Source organism: Rhizobium sp. FG96 (assembly GCF_057808655.1).
The window spans coordinates 46,550-66,098 of sequence record NZ_JBMDIL010000003.1 but is presented as its reverse complement, the minus strand read 5'-3'; the positions used below and the strand labels follow the sequence as shown (position 1 = coordinate 66,098).

Sequence of the window (19,549 nt, the reverse complement as noted above, 5' to 3'; positions counted from 1 at the left end):
CAAACACCTTCAAACCCCCGACTTGAAATGAAATTGAAAGGCCACGCCCCGCTGAGGACGGCGAAGCCGAAATGACGGCATGCCAATGAAATTCTAGAATTACGGGAATGCGAGAAAAATATTCGCCTTGGATAATACATCTACGGGCAGTGTGGAACTGGAGAGATTGGGCCCGGCAAAGGCATGAATGATCTACACAGATTCAGCGGGCGATGCCCCTACTGCATCGCCCGCCGCATCACGCCTTACTCCAATCCGGCCTTGTCGAGACCGAAGGCCTTGTCGGCGGAGCCGGGGACGGCCTTGAAGGCGATGCTGGCGCGGTTCCAGGCATTGATGGCCATGATCTGGAAGGTCAGGTCGGAGATTTCCTTTTCGGAGAGCTGACCTCGCACCTTTTCGTAGAGTTCGTCAGGGACGCCGCCTTCGGGGAGCTTGGTGACGGCTTCGGTCCAGGCGAGAGCGGCGCGCTCGCGCGGGCTGAACAGCGTCGATTCTCGCCAGGCGGCGATGTGGTAGAGGCGCAGCGGGCGCTCGCCGTGGATCGTCGCTTCCTTCGAATGCATGTCGAGGCAGAAGGCGCAGCCGTTGATCTGGGAGGCGCGAATGTCGACCAGATCGAGGATGGACTGTTCGATCGCACCCTTCTTGGCATCGTTGCTGAGCGTCATCAGGCCCTTGAAGAGCTCGGGGGAGAGTTGAGCGAAATTCAGTCGCTGTGTCATGAGTTTTCATCCGTTTCTGAGGATTGAAATCGCCGGGCGGATGCGAAATCCGCCTCGTGGAACGGATCGATGGTGATCGAGCGGGCGAGGCGTGACCAGCTATACATCTGTTAGGGGCCGAAGGACTTGATGGCATCCACCGCACCCCACCGTCCGGCAGCTTAATCGTATTGAAGTTGTAACGAGAGCCCATGTATGCCGCAGCAGAATGCCGCAGAATTCGATATCCATTTCATTGAAATAGTTATCATATTTTTAGCCCGTTCGGGCGCAGCCAGACCGTTCAGGACATCGTTTATCGCAAGCCTCAAGCAAGCCGCCATGCCTAGCGCTTGGGTTGCGCAGGCAATTCTCTTCGGCTTGCGCGGCCGGTTTTGAGGACCGCCGCTTCAGCCATGAGAGCTGGTTGTGGCCGTCATTTTATGCCGCCGGCAAATCCATTTCGATCGTCGTGGCGATGCTGAAAAAACGCATCGGCTACGAGCAACGTCAGACAGGAAGATTCCGATGATCTCAGCACTCTCACTCTCACTCGCACGCAGCTACAGCGCAAACCTGGCGCTCGGCATTCTCAAAGATGGCAACAGCAGCTCGAACGCCTCATCCATGGCAAGCCCTATCTCGCGCCTGCTCGGCGGCATCGATCTCGACCACAGTTCGACGGGGCTGGATGGCGGGTCGCTTTCGGTGCTGCTGCAGGCTTTGCACAATCTGAGCAACGCTGACGGGCAGGACGGCGCCGTGCGCGTGCCTGATGGCTTCATAGGCTCGAAGACCTTCATGAACGCCTTGAAGGACAAGCTCGATGGCGCAGCCGGCAACCCGATGAGCTACGTCAATCTCCAGGGGATGATGCAGGCGATGAAGGACGGAACGCTGAAGGTGACCAATCCGGCGACCGGCGAAACCGTCACCGCCTACGACCCCGCCGGCGGCAAATCCGCAGGGAAGATCGAGACTGGCGATAGCGAGGCCTGGAACACGTTTCTTCAGGATCACCTGAAGCGCGAGAGCGACGGCAGCTTCGCCAAGTCGGCTGACGGTTCCTATATCGACGCCAAGACGGGCGGGAATGCCTATTTCGAGAAGGTCGGCGGCGATTACTACTACTTCACCTGGCCGGGCAAAATGTCCGCCGATGTCTGAGACAGGGGATCGAAAGAGGGGCGGAATTTCCCCTCTTTCGCGGCCACCCTGTTCAGGATCCGGCCATGATCGACGCAATGAAATCGGTAAAGACCTGCAGGCGAAGGCTGGGCATCTTGCCCGACGCATGGATCGCCTGAAGCGGAACGGTGCCGAGCGGTATACCGGGCAAGGGTTCGACAAGCAGGCCGCGATCGATATCGTCCTGGACGATGCGTTTGATCAAATAGGCGGCGCCTACCCCTGAAACCGCGGCATCGCGAATGGCGGTTGCAGAATCGAGATCCAATCTCCCCTGCGGCACAAGCTCGCTCCCGTCAGGCAGCGGGATCGGATAGGGCACGCCAGCAATGACGTAGCGCACGAATGGCAGCTCGCGCAGATCGCCCGGCGCGCTCATCTTCCGATGACGGGCGAGAAAGGCAGGCGATGCGACGATCGCCATGTCGAGATGCGCCAGCGTCCGGCACATCAGGCCGGATTGAGCGGTACCGCCAACCCGGAAGGCTACGTCGTAATTTTCGCGCAGAAGATCGACGGCCCTGTCGGTCATCCCGACTTCCAGCGAGATTTCCGGATATCGCGGCATGAACTCCTCGACGACGCGCTGCAGGATCATCCGGCCGAGTTCACTCGGCAGGCTGACACGCAGATGCCCGGCCGGCTCCAGGTGCGATCGTGTGGCGTCGGCGGCAGCGTCGATGCCCTCGAGAAGTGGCGAGATCCTTTCGTAGAAAGCCTCGCCTTCCGGCGTCATCGCCAATAGCCGCGTCGAGCGCCTGAAGAGGCTGGCACCAAGCAGCTGTTCCAGCCGGGACACGCTCTTCGAAACCGAGGACGGCGTGGTGCCCAGGCTTTTTGCGGCAGCGCTGAAGGACCCTGCCCTCACCGTTCGAACAAAGGCTACCAGTCCGGCGGTTTCATTCAGCAGGCTTTGCATCTTCAGCTGTGACTCTCATGACCGCGCTATGCGGCTCACTGTGCGGTGTGGAACATCGCCCTTATGGCATGGACGAGGTCTGTCCTGCCATGTGCTTTCGCTGCGGGCGCATCCTTGTGTTCGGCCGCTGCCGGAGATTTCTGCGCCAGACGTTTTGAAAGGCTCATCGCCAGTTCCGGCCGCTCGCCCATCAGGGCTTCGAAGGCAGCTTTCGGGATTTCGTAGACGCTCGCCCGCGTCAGTGCCTTGACGGCACAGGCTTCCGGCCTGCTGGTGATGACATCCAACGCGCCAAAACAATCGCCGGGCGCAAGGCGCAGGGCATCCTCGCCGTGATGCGTGAAGGCGAGGATGCCGGTGCGGACCACCATCAGCCCGGTGGCGATGCCGCCCTGTTCCACGACGATCTCGCCGGCCGCAAAACTCCTTCTGACCGCCAGCGCCGCCAGGGCCTCGCGCTCCTCGGCATTCAATTCGGAGAACTGGGGATTGGAACTGAGCAGGATGTCGAAGGAGGTTTCCGGCAGCGCGGCAATCTGCTCTCCACCCAGCAATGCCGTCCCCAAGGGTGCTGCCAGGGAGAGGCCGTTGGCGGCGCAATGGCGGTAGATCAGATCGATCACCTCGCTGCGTGCAGCACCTCGCTGCATCGGTCCGGCAACCTGGAAATAAAGCTCCACCTCGATCGCCGCGGCACTGATGCTGCCGACGATGGCGGCCGGTGCGGGCTCGTGGAGAATGCAATTGCAGCTTCCGAGAACATCGCGCATCACATCGGCGACAAATCGCGGCCGGCGCGTCGGCAGAACCCGGACCGCCACCATGAGCTGATGATTTTCATCCGGCTTGCTGACATTGGTCAGCGACTGCCTGGCGAGCACGCTGTTCGGCAGGACGACCAGATTGTGGGCGAAGGTCAGCAGATAGGTCGAGCGCCAGTTGCTGGCGACGACCCGGCCCTCGGTGCCATCGCCAAGCACGATCCAGTCGCCGATGGCGTAGGGCCGTCCGAGCGTGAGCGCGATGCCCGAGAAGACGTCACCGAGCGTATTCTGCAACGCCAGACCGAGGATGACGGCAATGAGGCCGGAGGTTGCCAGCAGCGTTCCGATCGGGACACCGAAGACAAAGGCCATGATCGACAGCAGCACGCCGAGATAGACGATCGCGACGATCAGATCCTGCAGCAGGCGCGCCTCGCGCGGGCGGCCGTCGAGCACGATGTAGATGCGCACAAATCCGATCGTCGCCCAGGAGAGGTGCGTCCACCAGAGGATCTTTGCGGCGACGACCAGACTGCCGAGACCATCGAGATGCGGGGCATCGAAGCGGAAAGGATTCAATCCGGCAAACGTCACGGCAGCGGTCATCGCCAGGAAGAAGATGATCTGCACGATGAGGCGCGCCGTCGGCCTCGAACGTCCCTGGAGATGCCATATGACGATCCCCGCCACACCCAGAAGATTGATCAGAACGAACATCAAGAATGTCTGTTGCGGCATTAGGTTCTCGCTGCAGAATTGGGATTGCCCGCTCGCAAGCCTGCAGACATCAGGCGGGCGCCCGCGAAAATATCAGTGGAGTTTACGGGCGCCTACTAAACCTGTTGGTAGGTTTCCATGAGCAGCGCTGCCGTCCATCATCATCGATTTCGACGCGCGCCCTTATGCCCGAGAATGACAAATGCAACGTCTTTGCGGGCCTGATGGAGGATTTCCCGCTGTGTCCGGGGCATCGAAGGCGTTATAACTTCGGGAAATTCTGATGAAGCCCGGCAGCGCCTTTGCCGAAAGGCCGCAGTAAGGTTTCTGTCATGCCGGTCGATTGCCGTTGCCTGCGGTGGCGCGCCGGAAGGCCCGTGCGTTCGCCTGTGAAAGACGCATTTCCCTGTTGAATTGCAATGAGATAGCAAACGTTAGTTTACTTGTCTGGGGCGCGGAACCTATTAGGATGAATGGTGAACTGGCCACCTTATTCGGTTGGAGGACCTGACAATGGCAGCCGCTGCCAGAAGTGCCGAGCCTGTGTTGCCGCCTCGGCAGATCGTTCACATCGTCGAGGACGATGAACAATTGCGGCTTTCCTTGCTGGACCTGTTTCAATCGCTGGACATGCCGGCCGATGCCTTCGAGAGCGGCGCGGACTTCTTCGCCCGCGCGCCGCAAGACCTTGGCGGCTGCATTCTTCTGGACGTCAGGCTGCCCGGCGCCAACGGCATCGAGTTCCAGAGCGAGCTCGAGGCCAAGGGATACCAGGTCCCCATCGTCTTCATGACGGCGCATGGCGACGTTGCCACCAGCGTTCACGCGATGAAGGCTGGCGCCATAGACTTCCTTCAAAAGCCGCTGAGGACCGAGGAACTGCTGGAAGCCATCCAATCGGCCTTCGCGATCGACGCCGGTCGGCAGCAAGCGCGGCTGAAACGCCAGACCGTGCGCGACCGGGCATCGAGCCTCACCCCGCGTGAGACGCAGGTCATGGGACTTGTCACAAGCGGGCTTATGAACAAGCAGATCGCTTTCGAGCTCGGGATAAGCGAGATCATGGTCAAACTCCACAGAGGCAGCATGATGAGAAAGATGAAGGCCGGGTCACTCGCCGAACTTGTCCGCCAGTTCGAACTTCTTCACTGACCTGAGCGTTCCCATGAAGCCCTTGTATCACCTGATCTGAGGTTCGATGCAGCCCAAACCCCACACCACAGTCGCTATCGTCGATGACGACCATTTCCTTCGGGAATCGTTGCGCGACTTCTTCGATGCGATGGGTATCGACAGCGTCGTCCACGGATCGGCTGATGCGTTCCTCGCCTCCGGCGACATCGCGCGCGTACAATGCGTTCTCGCGGATCTGAAAATGCCGGGCACGAACGGCATGGATCTGCTGCGCAAGATCGTCGCCATGGGTGGGCCGCCGGTCTGCATCATGACTTCCTTTGCCGACAGCTATACGCGGAGAATGGCTCAATCCTGCGGAGCAGCGGGCTTTATTGAAAAGCCGATCGATTCCGCCAGCCTGCTCGAATTCATCTCGAAGTCGAATTGCGGCTGAACCGCCAACCGGCCCGTCAAGCCGAACGCACGTATAGATGCTCAACGCAGCACCTCATGCCTAAATCCCGGGAGTAACGCGGCCGCCATCGGCGTGCCGCGCTTCGCTACACCCTGAAAGGAGTTCAGCATGTTCACCCGAGCCCTCTTGATCTTGGCCGCTGCCATCATGCCAGCGCAGATCACCAACGCTGCCGACACGACGAAAAAGGCAAAGATCTCCGTTGTCTTCGACCATCCGCTTCCCAACGTACCCGGCAAGAGCATGCGCGGCGTGCTGGTGGAATATGGCCCCGGCGGCTCTTCGGCGGCCCACATCCACCCCCATTCCGCCTTCATCTATGCGACCGTGCTCGAAGGCGCGATCCGCAGCAAGGTGAATGACGACCCTGAGAAGGTCTATCACAAGGGTGAGAACTTCTCGGAGCTGCCGGGCGACAAACATGGTGTCAGCGCCAATGCGAGCGATACCGAGCCGGCGCAGCTGCTGGCTGTCTTCGTCGTCGATACGGACGAGACGCAGCTGGTTACCGACATCAAGCAATAGCAACGATGGGCTGCGCTGCCGCGCTAGCGGCGGCGCGGCCGATCGTCCAAGATCACGTCGCTCTCGAACCTGTAGCCCGCTCCGCGCGCGGTCTTGATCAGCTGCGGGTTCGCGGGATCGAGCTCGACTTTCCGCCTCAGCCGCAGGATCAATGCATCCAGGCTTCTGTCGAAGATTTCCTCCGAGTTGACCCGGCTGGCTGCCAGCAACTGCTCTCGCGAAAGCACCTTCCGGGGCGCCCGCAGAAAAGCCACAAGCAGATTGAACTCCGCCACCGTCAATTTCACATCGGCGGCGCCGGGCCGGCAGAGGTTCCTCTGGCGTACCCAAAGCGTGCATCCCGCGAAGGAGTAGGATCGCATATCGCGATCCATGCGCGGCAGCGGCTTCTCGCGCATCGCGGCCCGGAGACGGGCCACGAACTCCCGATGCGCGAGCGGCTTGGTGATGTAATCCGCCGCCCCCGCCTCCAGCCCGCGCACCTTGTCGTCTTCCTCTATGCGGCTGCCGCTGAGGATAACGATCGGCGCTGCCACGCGGGCCGCCAGCCGTCTCACCATCTCGAAGTCGTCATCGGCTTTGACGTCGATGACGAGGAGATCGGGTTCGATGCCTGGCAGGAGTCGCTGCAGCTCCTGGAACGACGCGGCTTCGCTCACTTGAAAAGCGGCCTCAACCAGATAGCCGCTGAGGCCAAGGCGTGCGGTGGCATCGGTATCAAGCACTACAACGTGCTTCATCGCATTCTCCGTCGGGTTGCAACGGAGGTATAGGCGGGTGGCCAAGTTGGGCCAATAATAACCGCCAGTTTTTCCGAGTATTCGGCACTAACTTCAGTATAGGTTTTCGCAAGAGCGGCATGCCGTTACCATCCGGAAAGCCCGTCGCCGCGCCACTCCGCCGCCGCATGCGCTACAAACTGCCGGCAACAAAACCAATGTATAGTTCATAAGCAATAATATAGATCGTAAATAAAATTGCCGGATTACTGATCGTAATAGCAATTATTATTGTCGACCGGCTTGATCTCAACGATTCATTGATTAGGAGACAAGCATGGATGCTCATTCCATCACATCGACGCGCCGGAATATCATGACGGGCACGTTGGGGCTCGCCGCGGCAGCGGCAACCCTGACGGCACAACCCGCTGAGGCCGCGAAGAAGGGCAAGGTTGCAGCCGAGCGCTCGGGCGGCAACTACGTGACATCGGCCGACGAGACCGAGATCTTCTACAAGGACTGGGGTCCAAAGGATGCGCAGCCGATCGTCTTCCATCACGGTTGGCCGCTGAGCAGCGACGACTGGGACGCGCAGATGATCTTCTTCCTCGACAAGGGCTTCCGCGTCGTCGCCCATGATCGCCGCGGCCACGGCCGCTCGGCGCAGGTCAGCGGCGGCCATGACATGGACCATTATGCGGCCGATGCCGCAGCCGTCGCAAACCATCTCGATCTGCGCAACGCCGTTCACGTCGGCCACTCGACCGGCGGCGGCGAGGCGACGCGCTATGTCGCCCGCCACGGCAAGGGCCGCGTCTCCAAGCTCGTGCTCATCGGTGCGGTTCCGCCGCTCATGCTGAAGACCCCCGCCAATCCCGGCGGCATTCCGATCGAGGTCTTCGACGGGCTGCGGGCGACGCTGGCGGCCAACAGAAGCCAGTTCTACACCGACTTCCCGAGCGGCCCGTTCTACGGCTTTAATCGCCCGGGCGCGACGTTGCAGGAATCGACCGTTCGCAACTGGTGGCGCCAGGGCATGGCGGGCGGCATCAACGCCCACTATCTCGGGATCAAGGCCTTTTCCGAGACCGACTTCACCGAGGACCTTAAGGTCATCGACGTACCGGCACTTGTGCTCCACGGCGAAGACGACCAGATCGTACCGGTGGCGGATTCCGCCGTCCTGTCTTCGAAGCTTCTGAAGAGGGCGACGCTGAAGATCTACAAGGGCCTGCCACACGGCATGGCGACGACCCATGCCGATATCGTCAATGCCGACATCCTGAGCTTCATCAACGGATGATCGGCAGGGGGCGCTGCCGCCGGCGCCCCTCCTTCCGCAAGTGCATACATCGCCAATGAAAAAGCATCCGGCTCGGCAAGGCGCTGAACCGGATGCTTTTCGTTGAATGCGGGAAATGCCGGAGGCGCGAGCCTCCGGAGGATGCTCAGTGCGCCCGCGGCGGCGGCGTCGCGGTCTTCACCCATTCGGAATACGAAACCTTGCCGAGCCAGGCGGCGGAGGCGGGCACCAGGCTGCTGTCGTCAAGCATCGCGCCGAAATAGCGCGTCTGGCGGTCGACGACGATCTCGCGGGCATCACCGATCTGACGAAGATATTTGCCGACGGCATCGGCCATGCGGATCTTCTCGGGGCCGGCAATCTCCACCGTCTTGTTGAGCGGCACGCCGAGAACGAAATCGACGAGCGCGTCGGCGACGTCTTCCGAGAAGATCGGCTGCATCATGGCCGGCGAAAGATGGACTTTATCGCCCTGCGCACCAGACTGGGCAATGCCGAACATGAACTCGAAAAACTGCGTCGAATGGACCAGGGTGTAGGGAATGCCGGATTCCTTGATGATCTTCTCCTGCGCCAGCTTTGCGCGCAGATAGCCGCTTTCGGGAAGCCGGTCGGTGCCGACCACGGACAGCGCCAGGTGATGCTTGACGCCGGCTGCCGTCTCGGCCGCCATGAGGTTGCGCCCCGATGTCTGGAAGAACTCCATGACCGCCTTGTCCTCGAAAGACGGCGAGTTGGCGAGGTCGACGACGACCTGCGCACCCGCAAACGCCTCAGCAAGCCCCTCACCGGTGATGGTATTGACGCCCGACGACGGCGAAGCCGCGATGACTTCGTGCCCCTTGGCCTGAAGCCGCTTGACCAATTTCGAACCGATCAGCCCGGTTCCGCCAATAACGACGATCTTCATGACTCGCTCCTTTTGAAGAATTCTTGAGAAAGGCGCGACGGCGCAGCTGCGCCGGCCGGCCCGCGTGAGGTCCTTTCCTGACCTCGGACAAGCCTATGGAATTGCCGGTGGCGGCATAGACAAACGTTGGTTGGGCGCAGCGCCACCCGGCATCGGCCCCGCCCCAACCAAGGTTTACTTACGTGAACCGGTCCATTCACATATTCTGAAATGGATCAGCAAGCCGCTGCTGATCCAGGGTGGCCGTTCCCTCCCGCCCTGCTCGTGGATGGCAGTCCTCGACCTGGGGTACCCTTCCCCACCCCCCAGCCATCCCCTCTGGAACCGCCCCTTCCCCTCCCGGGGGCGGTTCCCTTTCGGGATGCCGCAGGCTTCAGCCGCGCTGAAGCTGTTCGGCCTTTCGAACGAGATCCGCAAGCGAACGGCTCTGCATCTTGCGCATCAGGCTCATGCGATGAAGCTTCACCGTCATCTCGCTGATGCCGAGCTCATAGGCGACCTGCTTGTTCATCAGACCGCTGACCACCGCCGACATCACTTCCTTCTCGCGCGGGGTCAGGGTGTCGGCGAGTGCCCGGATGCGCCCGTATTCCGCATCCATCTTGCGCCGTTCGGAATCCAGGCGGATCGCATGATCCACCGCATCGAGCAGGTCCTGGGAGGCGAAAGGCTTGGTGATGAAATCCGTGGCGCCCGCCTTCATTGCCTTCACGCTCGCCGCGACATCGGCATGCCCTGTCAGAAAGATCACCGGCAAACGGCTTCCCGCCAGCGAGAGATGCTGCTGCAGATCGAGGCCGGTTCCGCCGGGCATCCTGAGATCGACGACGAGGCAGCCCGGCGCACTGATATCGGCCATCTCCAGGAATTCCGGACCGTTCGAAAAGGCGCTGGCCCGCTTCTTGGTGACCAGGAAAAGATCGAGAAGGGATTCCCGCATGTCTTCGTCATCGTCGACGACATAGACGATCGGCTCGGCGGAGAGCTCTGCGCTGGATTGGACGTTTTGCATGACACGACCCCGGTTGCCTGGTTCGGAAACATCCTCCGCACCGGGTTTTGCTGGCCCAGGGTGGCGTCGAATGTCGCCGCCGGTTTTGTACCACTGAAGCGATGCGCCGTGAGGGTAAACCTTGGTTTAGGTTGGCGGGCAGCAAGATCAGGTCAACCCAACACTTCGTTTAGTCGAACACCGGCACCAAATGCCTATCATCCATCGATATCAGATGGATGGAGATGGAAATGAGAGCAACGGTGATTGGCGCCAGCGGCGCCATGGGCTCCAAGATCGTCCGCGGCCTGGAGCGCGACGGGTTCGATGTCGTGGCCGCATCGACGAAAACCGGCGGCAATGCCTATACCGGCGAAGGCCTGACAGCGGCGCTCGCTGGCGCCGATATCGTGATCGACGTCACCAATTCCGGTTCTTTCGGCCAGGGAAACGCCCTCGACTTCTTCCGGCAGGCCAGCAGAAACATCCTCGCTGCGGCGCGCTCCTCAGGCATCAGGCACTACATGGCTCTCTCGGCCGTCGGCACTGACAGGCTTGTAGAGAACGACTATTTCCGCGCAAAGCTGGTGCAGGAAAACCTGATCCGCTCATCGGGGCTACCCTACACGATCGTCCGATCGACGCAGTTCTTCGAGTTCTTTAGCGGGATCGTCAACGACTATGCGGTCGACGGTGTACTGGCATTGCCTTCACTCGTCGTCCGCCCGGTTTCCGCCGATGAGGCCGCAAGCTGGATCGCCAAGCTCGCCGGCGGCGAGCCTCACAACGGCATCGTCGAGCTTGGCGGGCCGGAAGCAATCGATCTTGCTGATCTGGCTCGGGAATTGCTAACGGCGACGGAAGATGCGCGGCCTGTCAGCCTGGCGCCCACACCTCTGTATTTCGGTGTGGAGCTGTCGCGGGATGGCATGCTGCCGGTCAACCAGATGCTATCGGGCAAACTGTCGTTTCACGACTGGCTCTCGAGAAGCATGGCTGCAGCCTGACAGCGTGACGCAATGAAGGCGGCGCTTGGGGCGCCGCCTTGCTGTTTCAGGGACTAGATCGAAACTCGGGCCTCGCCATCGGCATAGCCGGTGCGAAATCTTTGCCTGCAGGCCCATACCGTTGCGGCGATCCCGAACAGCGCCGGCATGCTGACGGCCGGAAAGTCGCGAAGAAGGACCGAGGACGAGCATATGCCGGCCGCGACTTCCCAGAGGTGGAAGAAGGCATGCGCCATCAGCCACAGCGTCGCCGCCGCCCAGAGCTCGATACGCCGCTCCTCGCGAAACCAGCCGACCGCGAAAGCAAGGGCGATAAAGCCCTGGATAATGCCGATGTCGCGGATGAAATGCTGGTTGAAGAAGCCCGTATCCGTGACGCCGGGCACGAAATAGTACCATCCCTCGGGATCATAGAGCATGTAGACCGCCAGCCACCCGGCCAGGAGAACATTGAACCAGACCATGACGAAGACGGCGTATTTGAGCGCTTTCATTTCTTGCCTCCTGCTTTCGATAAAGCAGAAGGCTAACACCGGGCGACCGTAGAGACTGCCCAAACGAAGGTTTGGGATTTCGGCCTCTGGTCAGGTGAGCGACATCCCGCCATCGACGAAGAGTTCCAACCCGTTGACGAAGGATCCGGTCGCCAGAAACAGCGCCGCATGCGCCAGCTCTCCCGGTGCCCCCATTCGTCCGGCCGGAATGAGACCCGCCATCTGGCGCTCGAAGCCCGGACGGTCCGCCTCGCTGACGCCGAGTTTGCCGAGGATCTCCGTTTCGACCGGCCCGGGTGTCAGGATATTCACGCGGATCTTACGCTCCCTGAATTCGAGAGCCCAGTTCTTGGCGAATGCCGCCAGCGCCGCCTTCGATCCGGCATAGACGGTATGCTGCGGCAGAACCTTCGTCGCCGCGAGCGAGCTGGTGACGATGATGCTGCCGCCATCCCGGATGATCGGCGCCATGGTCTGCACGCCGAAGAAGACGCCGCGCGTGTTGACCGCGAAATGGCGGTCATACTCCTCTTCCGTCACCACCGAGGACGAGGAGAGATTGATGACACCGGCATTCGCCATATAGATATCGACAGCCCCGAACCGTTCGCTAACCTCGTTCGCCAGCCGGCGATGGTGCTCGATGCTGGCGACATCGCCGCAAATGCCGATAGCACCGTTTCCGATCTCTTCGATCGCCGCATCGACGACATCCTGCCGCCGGCCGGTGATCACCACCTTTGCGCCCTGGCGGGCGAAGAGCTTTGCCGTTTCCTTGCCGATACCGCTGTTTCCGCCGGTAATGACCGCCACTTTGTCCTGAAGCATTTTCATCGTCTATCTCCTTGATATCGGGCCAGAGATAGATGCCGAAGCGCCAGCGGATTAGCCCATTGCCGGGAACAAGAGGTGTTCCCGGCAATGCGGAATGGGTCTGCAACGCCCTCCGGAGCAATTGCGTTACAGTTGTAACGCAAGGCCTGAATACACGTTTTCAGCAAGGTTGAAGCAAGCCGCGCTTTTCAGGTTGTGCCGCGTCCCACCACGCCAACCAAGGATCGACACAATGCGCGTAGGCTCCGAAAGCCTTATCTTCAGCCTCTTTATGCCGAAGGGGCACAAGGCCCCCTCGATCGCTGACGAGAAGATCGACTTCAAACCCGTCAATCCTCCGAAAGCACCCGCCGTCAAATCCGACGAGGAACTGCTGGCCGATCTCTACGACCGGACCGCGCAGCAGCTGATCGACGATGCCGACGTCAACGACGACGGAATGGTCAGCAAGGATGAATACATGGCGGCGCAGAAGCGCCTTGCCGACATGGACAAGAGAATATTCGATCCGGTTTCGACCGAGGAACGCTGGGCGAAATTCGACCCGACCGGCAAAGGGACGCTCGACAAATCCGAGGTCATCGAAGGGCTGAAAAAGGTACTGCCGCTTGGCATCGGTCACCTCGACCAGGCGCAAGCTGACGCCATTCGCTTCAGACCGCCGACCCGCGCTTGATCTGCGCAGCCGCAAAAAGGGGCTGCTTTCTTGAGCAGCCTCTCCTGCGCATGAAACCCTTGTATAGGATGCGCATGGTGGCTTCGTGCTGCAAAGTGAGCGCAGGTCGAGTTCCGCGGCCAGAAACCTCAGGCTGTACAGAGGCAAGCAACGGTGGCCCTCGCGTCTTCCGAAACCTACAGGCGAGAGCAAGCTGCCGGTCCGCACCGGATGCCGCAGTTCAGACTGCAGTTCCTCCTGGATGGCAAGCTGTTTCTGACGCGGATCTGGTCTGCGGTTCCCGATATCGGTCAGCGCGTCATGTTCCCATCAGCAGACGGGTCCGGCCTGTTCAAGGTCATCGACGTCCTCTGGGGCGACACTGAAGCGGAAGACATGATGAGCGCCTACATCAGCCTGATCCGTTCGCCCGGCTGATACGCGATGCAGCTCAGATTGGATGTCGCCGTTTCGAGCCAAGCCATGCTAATTTGACGACGAATAGCAGAGAGATTTAGCCGGGGGCCGGCGGCAGATCGCCCGCCTCATTGCTCGGTTGGGGCGGTCAATTATGATGATGCCAGTTCTTCGGCAATTCCCGCAGGTTTGTCTGGTACCGCCCGCATGATGGGTACGACTGTTCTGATCGACCTTGATGCCCTGCAGGCGGCAAAAGCCGTCGAGCGCATCGTCGGCAACGCCTGGGCGACGGACGCCGACGGCGCCTTCATCTACGTGACACCGGCCGCGCTGACATTCCTCGGCCTGACCCTTGACGATATCAACGCCGCCTCGAACGAAGACAGCTTCGGCTGGAAGCGCGCCATCCATCCGGAGGACTATGACGAAGCGGCCGCGATGTGGCGGCGTTGCCTGCAGACCGGGGAGCAATACAGCGTCCTGCACCGGATGCTGCGGGCGACCGGAGGCTATGGATGGGCGCGCAGCACCGGGCAGCCGCTCTTTGACAGCGCCGGAGCGATCACAGGCTGGTATGGCACGGTGATCGATGCCGAGATCATCCCGATCGCCGAACCCCGGCCGTCGATGGCGGAGCTGCCCCCCACCGAACTCAACCAGCCAGAAGCTTTCTCCGACATGGCGACGGTCCATCCCCACGATCGCCCGACGGTCGAGCAGGCGACCGCAAGGGCATTCTTCCATGGCGTTCCCCAGGTCAGCAGTTACCGTCAGCTTCAGCCGGACGGCAGCTATCGCTGGGTCGATTTTCGGGTCGAACCGGAGAATGGCGCCAGCATCACGGTCGAACCCGCCATCGCCCGGCAGGGAGAACACTGGACGACGGCGGATTTTCTCGGCGAGACCACCGAAGCCGTCAAGGCCGCGCGCACCATCGAGAGCCTCTACGGCGGCGCTTGGGCGATGGATGCCTCGGGGCAGTTCACCTATGCCACGCCGACGGCGCAGACCTCGATCGCGATGGTTCTCGAGGACCTGAACCTGTTGCTGGATGGCAAAGCCTTCCTGGAGGGCGGAGAACAGGGCTGGCAGCGCGGCACCCATCCGGACGATCGAAAGCGCGTCGGAGATTCCCTGCGCCACGCCTTGCGAACCGGCGAACATTGGAATTTCGAATACCGGATCCTGCGCGCCACCGGCGCCTATGTCTGGCACCGGGCAGCGGCGCGCCCGACACGCGACAGCCAGGGCCGGATTACCGGCTGGTACGGCACGACATTGGATATAGACGTCTACAAGAAGACGGAGGCCGCGCTTCTCGAACGCGAGCGCCTGCTGCAGCAATTGATCGATACCGTTCCCGCGCTCATCTGGAGCACGATGCCCGATGGCACGCCGACCTATGTGAACCGGCGCTTTACCGAAGTAACGGGCGCGACGCTGGAGGACATTACCGCAACCGACGGATCACCATCGCTGAGCGTCATCCATCCCGACGATCGCGAAACCGCCCGCCAGGCGATCCAGATATCATTCGAGACCGGCGCGCCCTACCGGCAGCGATACCGCCAGCTGCGCGCCGACGGCAGCTACCGCTGGACGGAGACGAGAGCCGAACCCCTGCGGGACGAGAGCGGCGGCATCATCCAGTGGTACGGCGTAAGCTCGGACATCCATGACCTGATCATGGCGCAGGAGGCTTTGCAGGAACGGGAGCGCTTCCTCTGGCAGCTCGTCGAAACCCTGCCGGCGATGATCGACTGCGCGGCTCCCGACGGCGAGCCGATGTTCCGCAGCCGGCAATTGCGGGAATTCCTTGGCTATGATCTCGAGGAACTCGACGGCAAGGACAAGTCCCGATTGGCCGAAACGCTGGATGCCGGCGTTCACCGCGAGGATCTGGCAAGCGTCAAGGAGCGCTATGGGCATTCTCTGGCAACCGGCGCCCCCTACGCGAACAGGCACCGGCTTCGCCGGTTCGATGGTGAATACCGCTGGGTCGAGACCCGCGCGGCGCCGATGCGCAATACCGAAGGACAGATCATCCAGTGGAATGTCATCTGCCTCGATATCGATGCTGAGGTCCGCGCCCAGGAAAACCTTCTCCTTGCCCAGCGTCACCTCGCTCATGCTAGCCAGGCCGCCAGCCTTGCCGAGCTCTCGGCCTCGATCGCCCATGAGGTCAACCAGCCACTGTCGGCCGCGATCAACTCTTCGGCGGCCTGCCAGCGCTGGCTGAACGCCGATCCGCCCAATCTCGAGCGCGCCCAGAAATCGCTGGAACGCATCATTCAAAGCGCGAACTCGGCGGCCGATGTCGTCAGCCGCATCCGTGCTCTGTTCAGGCAATCCACCGACCAGCGGAACTATACGGCGATTGCCGATGTCGTCTTCGAGGCGCGCAATCTCATCGCCGAAGAGGCGAGACGGCGCGGCGTCCGGATCGACATCCAGTGTGAGCCCGGATTGCGGCCGGCACCTTTCGACCGGATCCAGATCCAGCAGGTTCTCTTCAATCTCATGCGCAACGGCATCGATGCGATGGCCTCTGCCTATTCCGAAAAGGTGCTGCGCATTCGCGTCAGCTCAACGCAGGACATGGTCCGCATCGAGGTGGACGATCGGGGCTACGGCATCCAGTTCCCCGACAAGATCTTCGAGCCGTTCTTCACCACGAAGGAACGGGGAATGGGCATGGGGCTCTCGATCTGCCGCTCGATCGTCGAATCCCATACCGGCCAGCTCTGGGTCGAGAACAACGAACCGCTCGGCGCCACGTTCATCTTCACGCTGCCCGCCGAGACATGAACCGGCCGGCTTTTGAAATTTCGCTCGTTCGGAAAACACCGCTCATGCCTCTTCTCGACCCTACGCTGATCTTCCCGGTCACTCATCCCGATGGAAGAGTGTCGCGAACCACGATCTATCTGAAGAATGTCATCGACCATCCGCGCATCGAGATCGGCGATTACAGCTACTTCACGCATTACGGGAAACTGGCGGAAACCGCCGAGATCCTTGCGCCCTATCTCTTCGCCGAAAGCCGAGAACGTCTTGTCATCGGCAAGTTCGTGCAGATCGCCCGCGGCAGCTATTTCATGACGAGCTCCGCCAATCATCCGATGGCGGGCATCACGACCTACCCGTTCCGCATCTTCAAGCCGGAAACCTTTGGCTATCCGGATCTTCCCGTGAAGGACACCATCGTCGGAAACGACGTCTGGATCGGCCATGACGCGGTGATCATGCCGGGCGTTCAGATCGGCCCGGGCGCCATCATCGCCGCCTCATCCGTGGTCACGCGCAATGTCCCGGCCTATGCGGTGGTTGGCGGCAATCCGGCAGCGATCATCCGCATGCGCTACAACGACGAGACGATTCGTGATTTGCTGGATCTTGCCTGGTGGGACTGGCCGATAGAGAAGATCGAAGCCAACCTGCCCGCACTCGAAAGCGGCGATCTGGCAGCGCTCAAAAAGGCTTAGCTTGACGCAACGCGAGGTCTGGCAACACGCCAGACCTCGCAGCATCCGTTCCGGCGATCAGTAATCCCAGATCACAGGTACCCAGCGGAAAGCGTCTCCCGCGACAGCCACGCGGCCAACGGACGGGAACGGCAGGTGCGTCGCGACCAGCAACTCGCCGGTTGCCGCAAGCTCCTTCAATAGCTCGACGCGCACGCGCGCCGCCTCTTCCGGATCATGCTCGAAGCCGTTGAACCAGTCCGGCTGGTCGAAGCCGACGGTGAAGACGGCATCGCCGGCAAATGTCAGCCGCTCGTCGCCGGAGGCGATACGGATGACGCTATGGCCCGGCGTATGGCCACCGGTGCGGCGGGCAACGACGCCGGGAGCGACCTCGTGCTCTTCGTCGAAAAGACGCAGATGATCGGCATATTCCGCCAGGAACTTCTTGGCGGTCGCCCTCAGCGCATCCGGGAAGCCGTCGGGCATATGGGTGTGGGAGAAGTCCGGCGCCTCCCAGAATTTCGCCTCGGCGGCGGCAGCATGAATGCGCAGGTCGGGACGAAGCCGCTCCTTGACGCCTTCAACGACGAGCCCGCCGATATGGTCCATATGCAGATGGGTGAGCACGATATCGGTCACCGACCCGAGATCGATCCCGGCCGCCTCCAGCCGCTTCACCAGCTGGCCGGCGCGCGGTAGATGCAGGTCGGGATCAAGGCCCAGTCCGGCATCGAGAAGAATAGTCTGCTCGCCGCTGCGCACGACCACCGCATTGAGCGGCCAGTCGAACGCATCCGTCGGCAGGAACTGGTTTACCATCCAATCCGCCCGTACCGCCGGATCGATATTGTGACCCAGCATCGAGGTCGGCAGCGGCAGCACCCCATCGCTGATGACCATCACATCGATATCGCCGACCTTCACCGCATAACGCGACGGCACCAGCTCACCGGCACCATTGCGGCCGGGATGAAAGGCGTTTTCCGAGGGAACTTTCAGCTGCTTGGCACCCGGCGGACGGGTTTTCGTATCTGACTGCGGCATGACGCACTCCTATGTTGTTTGGACACCAGCCGGCCACCTCTCCATATGACCTATGCCACAACGGAATTTTGAGTTTGCACCAGCGCTTGTGCGCAACGGCGCTCGGGTGACGGCCCGCAACAGTTCTACCGGTGGCCCGGGGCGCCGGTAATCCAAACGTAGGTTTGGGGGTGCGGGATGCGGCGGCGGCCTGTGCAGAGGGGCGCCGCCCATGCAAATCCATGCCGCCTTCTAGTGCGTGACTGCTTCAGACGGACTGCGCGCGAAAATTCAGCGATGGAAAGATCCTGCTTTCAGGCAGGCGTCGACCGCTACTGAAATCTGACCTCTTTACCAGCGACCGGTGATGCGAAGAGCTTCTCGCCGATTTCCAGCCTGCGATCCCCATCCGTGCGAACCACCAGTGACGGCAAGCCGGGGACATCGAGGTAGACGATCGCGTCGGCGCCGAGCCGTTCGACATAGCGAACCGCGCCTTTCCATTTGCCGTCGGTCGCCGACAACGTCAGATGCTCAGGGCGGATGCCGTAGATCGTACATCCCTCCTGCGCAGCGGTCTCGCCTTCGAAGAGGTTCGTCTTAGGAGAGCCGATGAAGCCGGCGACGAAGGGCGTGGCCGGTTGGTTGTAGAGGGTCATCGGCGAGCCGACCTGTTCGATCTTTCCGCCATTGAGGACGACGATCTTGTCGGCCATGGTCATCGCCTCGACCTGATCGTGGGTGACGTAGATCATGGTGGCGCCGAGCTTGGCGTGAAGTTCGGTCAGCTCGATGCGCATCTGCGAGCGCAACGATGCATCAAGGTTCGACAGCGGTTCGTCGAACAGGAAAACCTTCGGGTTGCGAATGATCGCACGCCCGATGGCGACGCGCTGACGCTGCCCGCCGGAAAGCGCCTTCGGCTTGCGATCGAGCAGATGTGCCAGCTGCAGCGTCTCCGCCGTCTGCTTGACCTTCTCCGCGATTTCCGCCTTGGGGCGCCGGGCAAGCGACAGGCCAAAGCCGATGTTCTCGGCCACGGTAAGATGCGGATAGAGCGCATAGGACTGAAACACCATCGCGATGCCGCGCTCGGATGGTTCGGCCGCAGTCACATCCTTGCCGTCGATGAACATCTTTCCCGACGTCGAGGTCTCCAGGCCGGAGATCATGCGCAGCAGCGTCGACTTTCCGCAGCCGGACGGCCCGACAAAGACGCAGAACTCACCGGCCTCGATCGTGAGATCGATGCCCTTGATGACATCAAGGCTGCCGAAGCTCTTGCGGACATCCTGAAGGACGACACTTGTCATGA

At 61.3% G+C, this 19,549-nt stretch carries 21 protein-coding genes and 1 pseudogene; 12 read left to right on the top strand and 10 right to left on the bottom strand.

The window, feature by feature from the left end; all coding sequences use genetic code 11:
• Positions 1–245: 245 nt before the first annotated feature.
• Positions 246–725 carry a carboxymuconolactone decarboxylase family protein gene (locus ACODR6_RS06520; RefSeq protein WP_130284112.1) on the bottom strand — a complete coding sequence of 160 codons (480 nt, stop codon included), beginning with the start codon at positions 723–725 and terminating at the stop codon, positions 246–248.
• A 195-nt stretch (positions 726–920) separates the two neighbouring features.
• On the opposite strand from ACODR6_RS06520, the gene ACODR6_RS06515 reads away from it, so the two are divergent.
• Positions 921–1,103, top strand: a complete 183-nt coding sequence (locus tag ACODR6_RS06515; protein ID WP_489021661.1) for a hypothetical protein — start codon at positions 921–923, stop codon at positions 1,101–1,103.
• Between the two features lie 129 nt (positions 1,104–1,232).
• Positions 1,233–1,871, top strand: a complete 639-nt coding sequence (locus tag ACODR6_RS06510; protein ID WP_489021659.1) for a hypothetical protein — start codon at positions 1,233–1,235, stop codon at positions 1,869–1,871.
• 52 nt (positions 1,872–1,923) lie between these two features.
• Here the strand turns inward: ACODR6_RS06510 and ACODR6_RS06505 are convergent, their stop codons facing one another.
• Positions 1,924–2,811: a LysR family transcriptional regulator gene (locus tag ACODR6_RS06505; RefSeq protein ID WP_489021657.1), complete on the bottom strand. Its 888-nt coding sequence runs from the start codon at positions 2,809–2,811 to the stop codon at positions 1,924–1,926.
• 35 nt (positions 2,812–2,846) lie between these two features.
• A complete protein-coding gene (locus ACODR6_RS06500; RefSeq protein ID WP_489021655.1) occupies positions 2,847–4,313 on the bottom strand; it encodes a cyclic nucleotide-binding domain-containing protein in 1,467 nt (488 codons plus the stop codon).
• Between the two features lie 492 nt (positions 4,314–4,805).
• On the opposite strand from ACODR6_RS06500, the gene ACODR6_RS06495 reads away from it, so the two are divergent.
• From ACODR6_RS06495 to ACODR6_RS06485, 3 genes are all read left to right on the top strand, one after another.
• Positions 4,806–5,444, top strand: coding sequence for a response regulator (locus tag ACODR6_RS06495; protein ID WP_112719984.1), 639 nt, complete (start codon positions 4,806–4,808; stop codon positions 5,442–5,444).
• A gap of 46 nt (positions 5,445–5,490) precedes the next feature.
• On the top strand, positions 5,491–5,862 hold the full coding sequence (locus ACODR6_RS06490; protein WP_489021652.1) for a response regulator transcription factor: 372 nt from the start codon (positions 5,491–5,493) through the stop codon (positions 5,860–5,862).
• A gap of 168 nt (positions 5,863–6,030) precedes the next feature.
• Positions 6,031–6,408, top strand: coding sequence for a cupin domain-containing protein (locus tag ACODR6_RS06485; RefSeq protein WP_165402766.1), 378 nt, complete (start codon positions 6,031–6,033; stop codon positions 6,406–6,408).
• A 23-nt stretch (positions 6,409–6,431) separates the two neighbouring features.
• Here the strand turns inward: ACODR6_RS06485 and ACODR6_RS06480 are convergent, their stop codons facing one another.
• On the bottom strand, positions 6,432–7,148 hold the full coding sequence (locus ACODR6_RS06480) for a winged helix-turn-helix domain-containing protein (RefSeq protein WP_489021650.1): 717 nt from the start codon (positions 7,146–7,148) through the stop codon (positions 6,432–6,434).
• A 316-nt stretch (positions 7,149–7,464) separates the two neighbouring features.
• On the opposite strand from ACODR6_RS06480, the gene ACODR6_RS06475 reads away from it, so the two are divergent.
• On the top strand, positions 7,465–8,433 hold the full coding sequence (locus ACODR6_RS06475) for an alpha/beta fold hydrolase (RefSeq protein WP_489021648.1): 969 nt from the start codon (positions 7,465–7,467) through the stop codon (positions 8,431–8,433).
• Between the two features lie 145 nt (positions 8,434–8,578).
• Here the strand turns inward: ACODR6_RS06475 and ACODR6_RS06470 are convergent, their stop codons facing one another.
• Together ACODR6_RS06470 and ACODR6_RS06465 are read right to left on the bottom strand one after the other, a co-directional pair.
• Complete coding sequence (locus ACODR6_RS06470) at positions 8,579–9,343, bottom strand: SDR family oxidoreductase (RefSeq protein ID WP_489021646.1); 765 nt, start codon at positions 9,341–9,343, stop codon at positions 8,579–8,581.
• A gap of 373 nt (positions 9,344–9,716) precedes the next feature.
• Entirely contained in the window at positions 9,717–10,355 is a 639-nt protein-coding gene (locus ACODR6_RS06465; protein ID WP_489021644.1) for a response regulator transcription factor, read from the bottom strand.
• A gap of 230 nt (positions 10,356–10,585) precedes the next feature.
• Here ACODR6_RS06465 and ACODR6_RS06460 point away from each other — a divergent pair, with 230 nt between their 5' ends.
• Entirely contained in the window at positions 10,586–11,341 is a 756-nt protein-coding gene (locus ACODR6_RS06460) for an SDR family oxidoreductase (protein WP_489021642.1), read from the top strand.
• 53 nt (positions 11,342–11,394) lie between these two features.
• Here ACODR6_RS06460 and ACODR6_RS06455 read toward each other — a convergent pair whose 3' ends face one another.
• Both ACODR6_RS06455 and ACODR6_RS06450 read right to left on the bottom strand, forming a co-directional pair.
• Positions 11,395–11,835 (bottom strand): hypothetical protein, encoded by a 441-nt coding sequence (locus ACODR6_RS06455; RefSeq protein ID WP_112719976.1) that lies wholly within the window; start codon positions 11,833–11,835, stop codon positions 11,395–11,397.
• Positions 11,836–11,925: 90 nt separating this feature from the next.
• A complete protein-coding gene (locus ACODR6_RS06450; RefSeq protein WP_112719975.1) occupies positions 11,926–12,669 on the bottom strand; it encodes an SDR family oxidoreductase in 744 nt (247 codons plus the stop codon).
• A gap of 232 nt (positions 12,670–12,901) precedes the next feature.
• Here ACODR6_RS06450 and ACODR6_RS06445 point away from each other — a divergent pair, with 232 nt between their 5' ends.
• From ACODR6_RS06445 to ACODR6_RS06425, 5 genes and pseudogenes are all read left to right on the top strand, one after another.
• Positions 12,902–13,345, top strand: a complete 444-nt coding sequence (locus tag ACODR6_RS06445; protein WP_489021639.1) for an EF-hand domain-containing protein — start codon at positions 12,902–12,904, stop codon at positions 13,343–13,345.
• A gap of 153 nt (positions 13,346–13,498) precedes the next feature.
• Positions 13,499–13,762 carry a hypothetical protein gene (locus ACODR6_RS06440; RefSeq protein ID WP_489021637.1) on the top strand — a complete coding sequence of 88 codons (264 nt, stop codon included), beginning with the start codon at positions 13,499–13,501 and terminating at the stop codon, positions 13,760–13,762.
• Between the two features lie 186 nt (positions 13,763–13,948).
• Positions 13,949–14,557, top strand: a pseudogene (locus ACODR6_RS06435) (PAS domain-containing protein); the annotation flags it as partial.
• 150 nt (positions 14,558–14,707) lie between these two features.
• Positions 14,708–16,552, top strand: coding sequence for a PAS domain-containing protein (locus ACODR6_RS06430; protein ID WP_489022209.1), 1,845 nt, complete (start codon positions 14,708–14,710; stop codon positions 16,550–16,552).
• Between the two features lie 44 nt (positions 16,553–16,596).
• The gene (locus ACODR6_RS06425; protein ID WP_489021635.1) at positions 16,597–17,229 is read left to right on the top strand and encodes a CatB-related O-acetyltransferase; all 633 of its coding nucleotides are present in this window, start codon (positions 16,597–16,599) and stop codon (positions 17,227–17,229) included.
• Positions 17,230–17,286: 57 nt separating this feature from the next.
• On the opposite strand, the gene ACODR6_RS06420 is transcribed toward ACODR6_RS06425, so the two are convergent.
• Together ACODR6_RS06420 and ACODR6_RS06415 are read right to left on the bottom strand one after the other, a co-directional pair.
• Positions 17,287–18,255: an MBL fold metallo-hydrolase gene (locus ACODR6_RS06420; protein ID WP_413710160.1), complete on the bottom strand. Its 969-nt coding sequence runs from the start codon at positions 18,253–18,255 to the stop codon at positions 17,287–17,289.
• Between the two features lie 311 nt (positions 18,256–18,566).
• Positions 18,567–19,547 carry an ABC transporter ATP-binding protein gene (locus tag ACODR6_RS06415; protein ID WP_489021632.1) on the bottom strand — a complete coding sequence of 327 codons (981 nt, stop codon included), beginning with the start codon at positions 19,545–19,547 and terminating at the stop codon, positions 18,567–18,569.
• Between the last annotated feature and the right edge of the window lie 2 nt (positions 19,548–19,549).

Coding starts and splice junctions, on each gene's coding strand:
- ACODR6_RS06475 (WP_489021648.1), top strand. CDS start 7,465: ATGGATGCTCATTCCATCACATCGACGCGCCGGAATATCATGACGGGC.
- ACODR6_RS06460 (WP_489021642.1), top strand. CDS start 10,586: ATGAGAGCAACGGTGATTGGCGCCAGCGGCGCCATGGGCTCCAAGATC.
- ACODR6_RS06520 (WP_130284112.1), bottom strand. CDS start 725: ATGACACAGCGACTGAATTTCGCTCAACTCTCCCCCGAGCTCTTCAAG.
- ACODR6_RS06425 (WP_489021635.1), top strand. CDS start 16,597: ATGCCTCTTCTCGACCCTACGCTGATCTTCCCGGTCACTCATCCCGAT.
- ACODR6_RS06420 (WP_413710160.1), bottom strand. CDS start 18,255: ATGCCGCAGTCAGATACGAAAACCCGTCCGCCGGGTGCCAAGCAGCTG.
- ACODR6_RS06510 (WP_489021659.1), top strand. CDS start 1,233: ATGATCTCAGCACTCTCACTCTCACTCGCACGCAGCTACAGCGCAAAC.
- ACODR6_RS06450 (WP_112719975.1), bottom strand. CDS start 12,669: ATGAAAATGCTTCAGGACAAAGTGGCGGTCATTACCGGCGGAAACAGC.
- ACODR6_RS06465 (WP_489021644.1), bottom strand. CDS start 10,355: ATGCAAAACGTCCAATCCAGCGCAGAGCTCTCCGCCGAGCCGATCGTC.
- ACODR6_RS06490 (WP_489021652.1), top strand. CDS start 5,491: ATGCAGCCCAAACCCCACACCACAGTCGCTATCGTCGATGACGACCAT.
- ACODR6_RS06505 (WP_489021657.1), bottom strand. CDS start 2,811: ATGCAAAGCCTGCTGAATGAAACCGCCGGACTGGTAGCCTTTGTTCGA.
- ACODR6_RS06430 (WP_489022209.1), top strand. CDS start 14,708: ATGGATGCCTCGGGGCAGTTCACCTATGCCACGCCGACGGCGCAGACC.
- ACODR6_RS06495 (WP_112719984.1), top strand. CDS start 4,806: ATGGCAGCCGCTGCCAGAAGTGCCGAGCCTGTGTTGCCGCCTCGGCAG.
- ACODR6_RS06415 (WP_489021632.1), bottom strand. CDS start 19,547: ATGACAAGTGTCGTCCTTCAGGATGTCCGCAAGAGCTTCGGCAGCCTT.
- ACODR6_RS06500 (WP_489021655.1), bottom strand. CDS start 4,313: ATGCCGCAACAGACATTCTTGATGTTCGTTCTGATCAATCTTCTGGGT.
- ACODR6_RS06445 (WP_489021639.1), top strand. CDS start 12,902: ATGCGCGTAGGCTCCGAAAGCCTTATCTTCAGCCTCTTTATGCCGAAG.
- ACODR6_RS06485 (WP_165402766.1), top strand. CDS start 6,031: ATGCCAGCGCAGATCACCAACGCTGCCGACACGACGAAAAAGGCAAAG.
- ACODR6_RS06515 (WP_489021661.1), top strand. CDS start 921: ATGCCGCAGCAGAATGCCGCAGAATTCGATATCCATTTCATTGAAATA.
- ACODR6_RS06470 (WP_489021646.1), bottom strand. CDS start 9,343: ATGAAGATCGTCGTTATTGGCGGAACCGGGCTGATCGGTTCGAAATTG.
- ACODR6_RS06455 (WP_112719976.1), bottom strand. CDS start 11,835: ATGAAAGCGCTCAAATACGCCGTCTTCGTCATGGTCTGGTTCAATGTT.
- ACODR6_RS06480 (WP_489021650.1), bottom strand. CDS start 7,148: ATGAAGCACGTTGTAGTGCTTGATACCGATGCCACCGCACGCCTTGGC.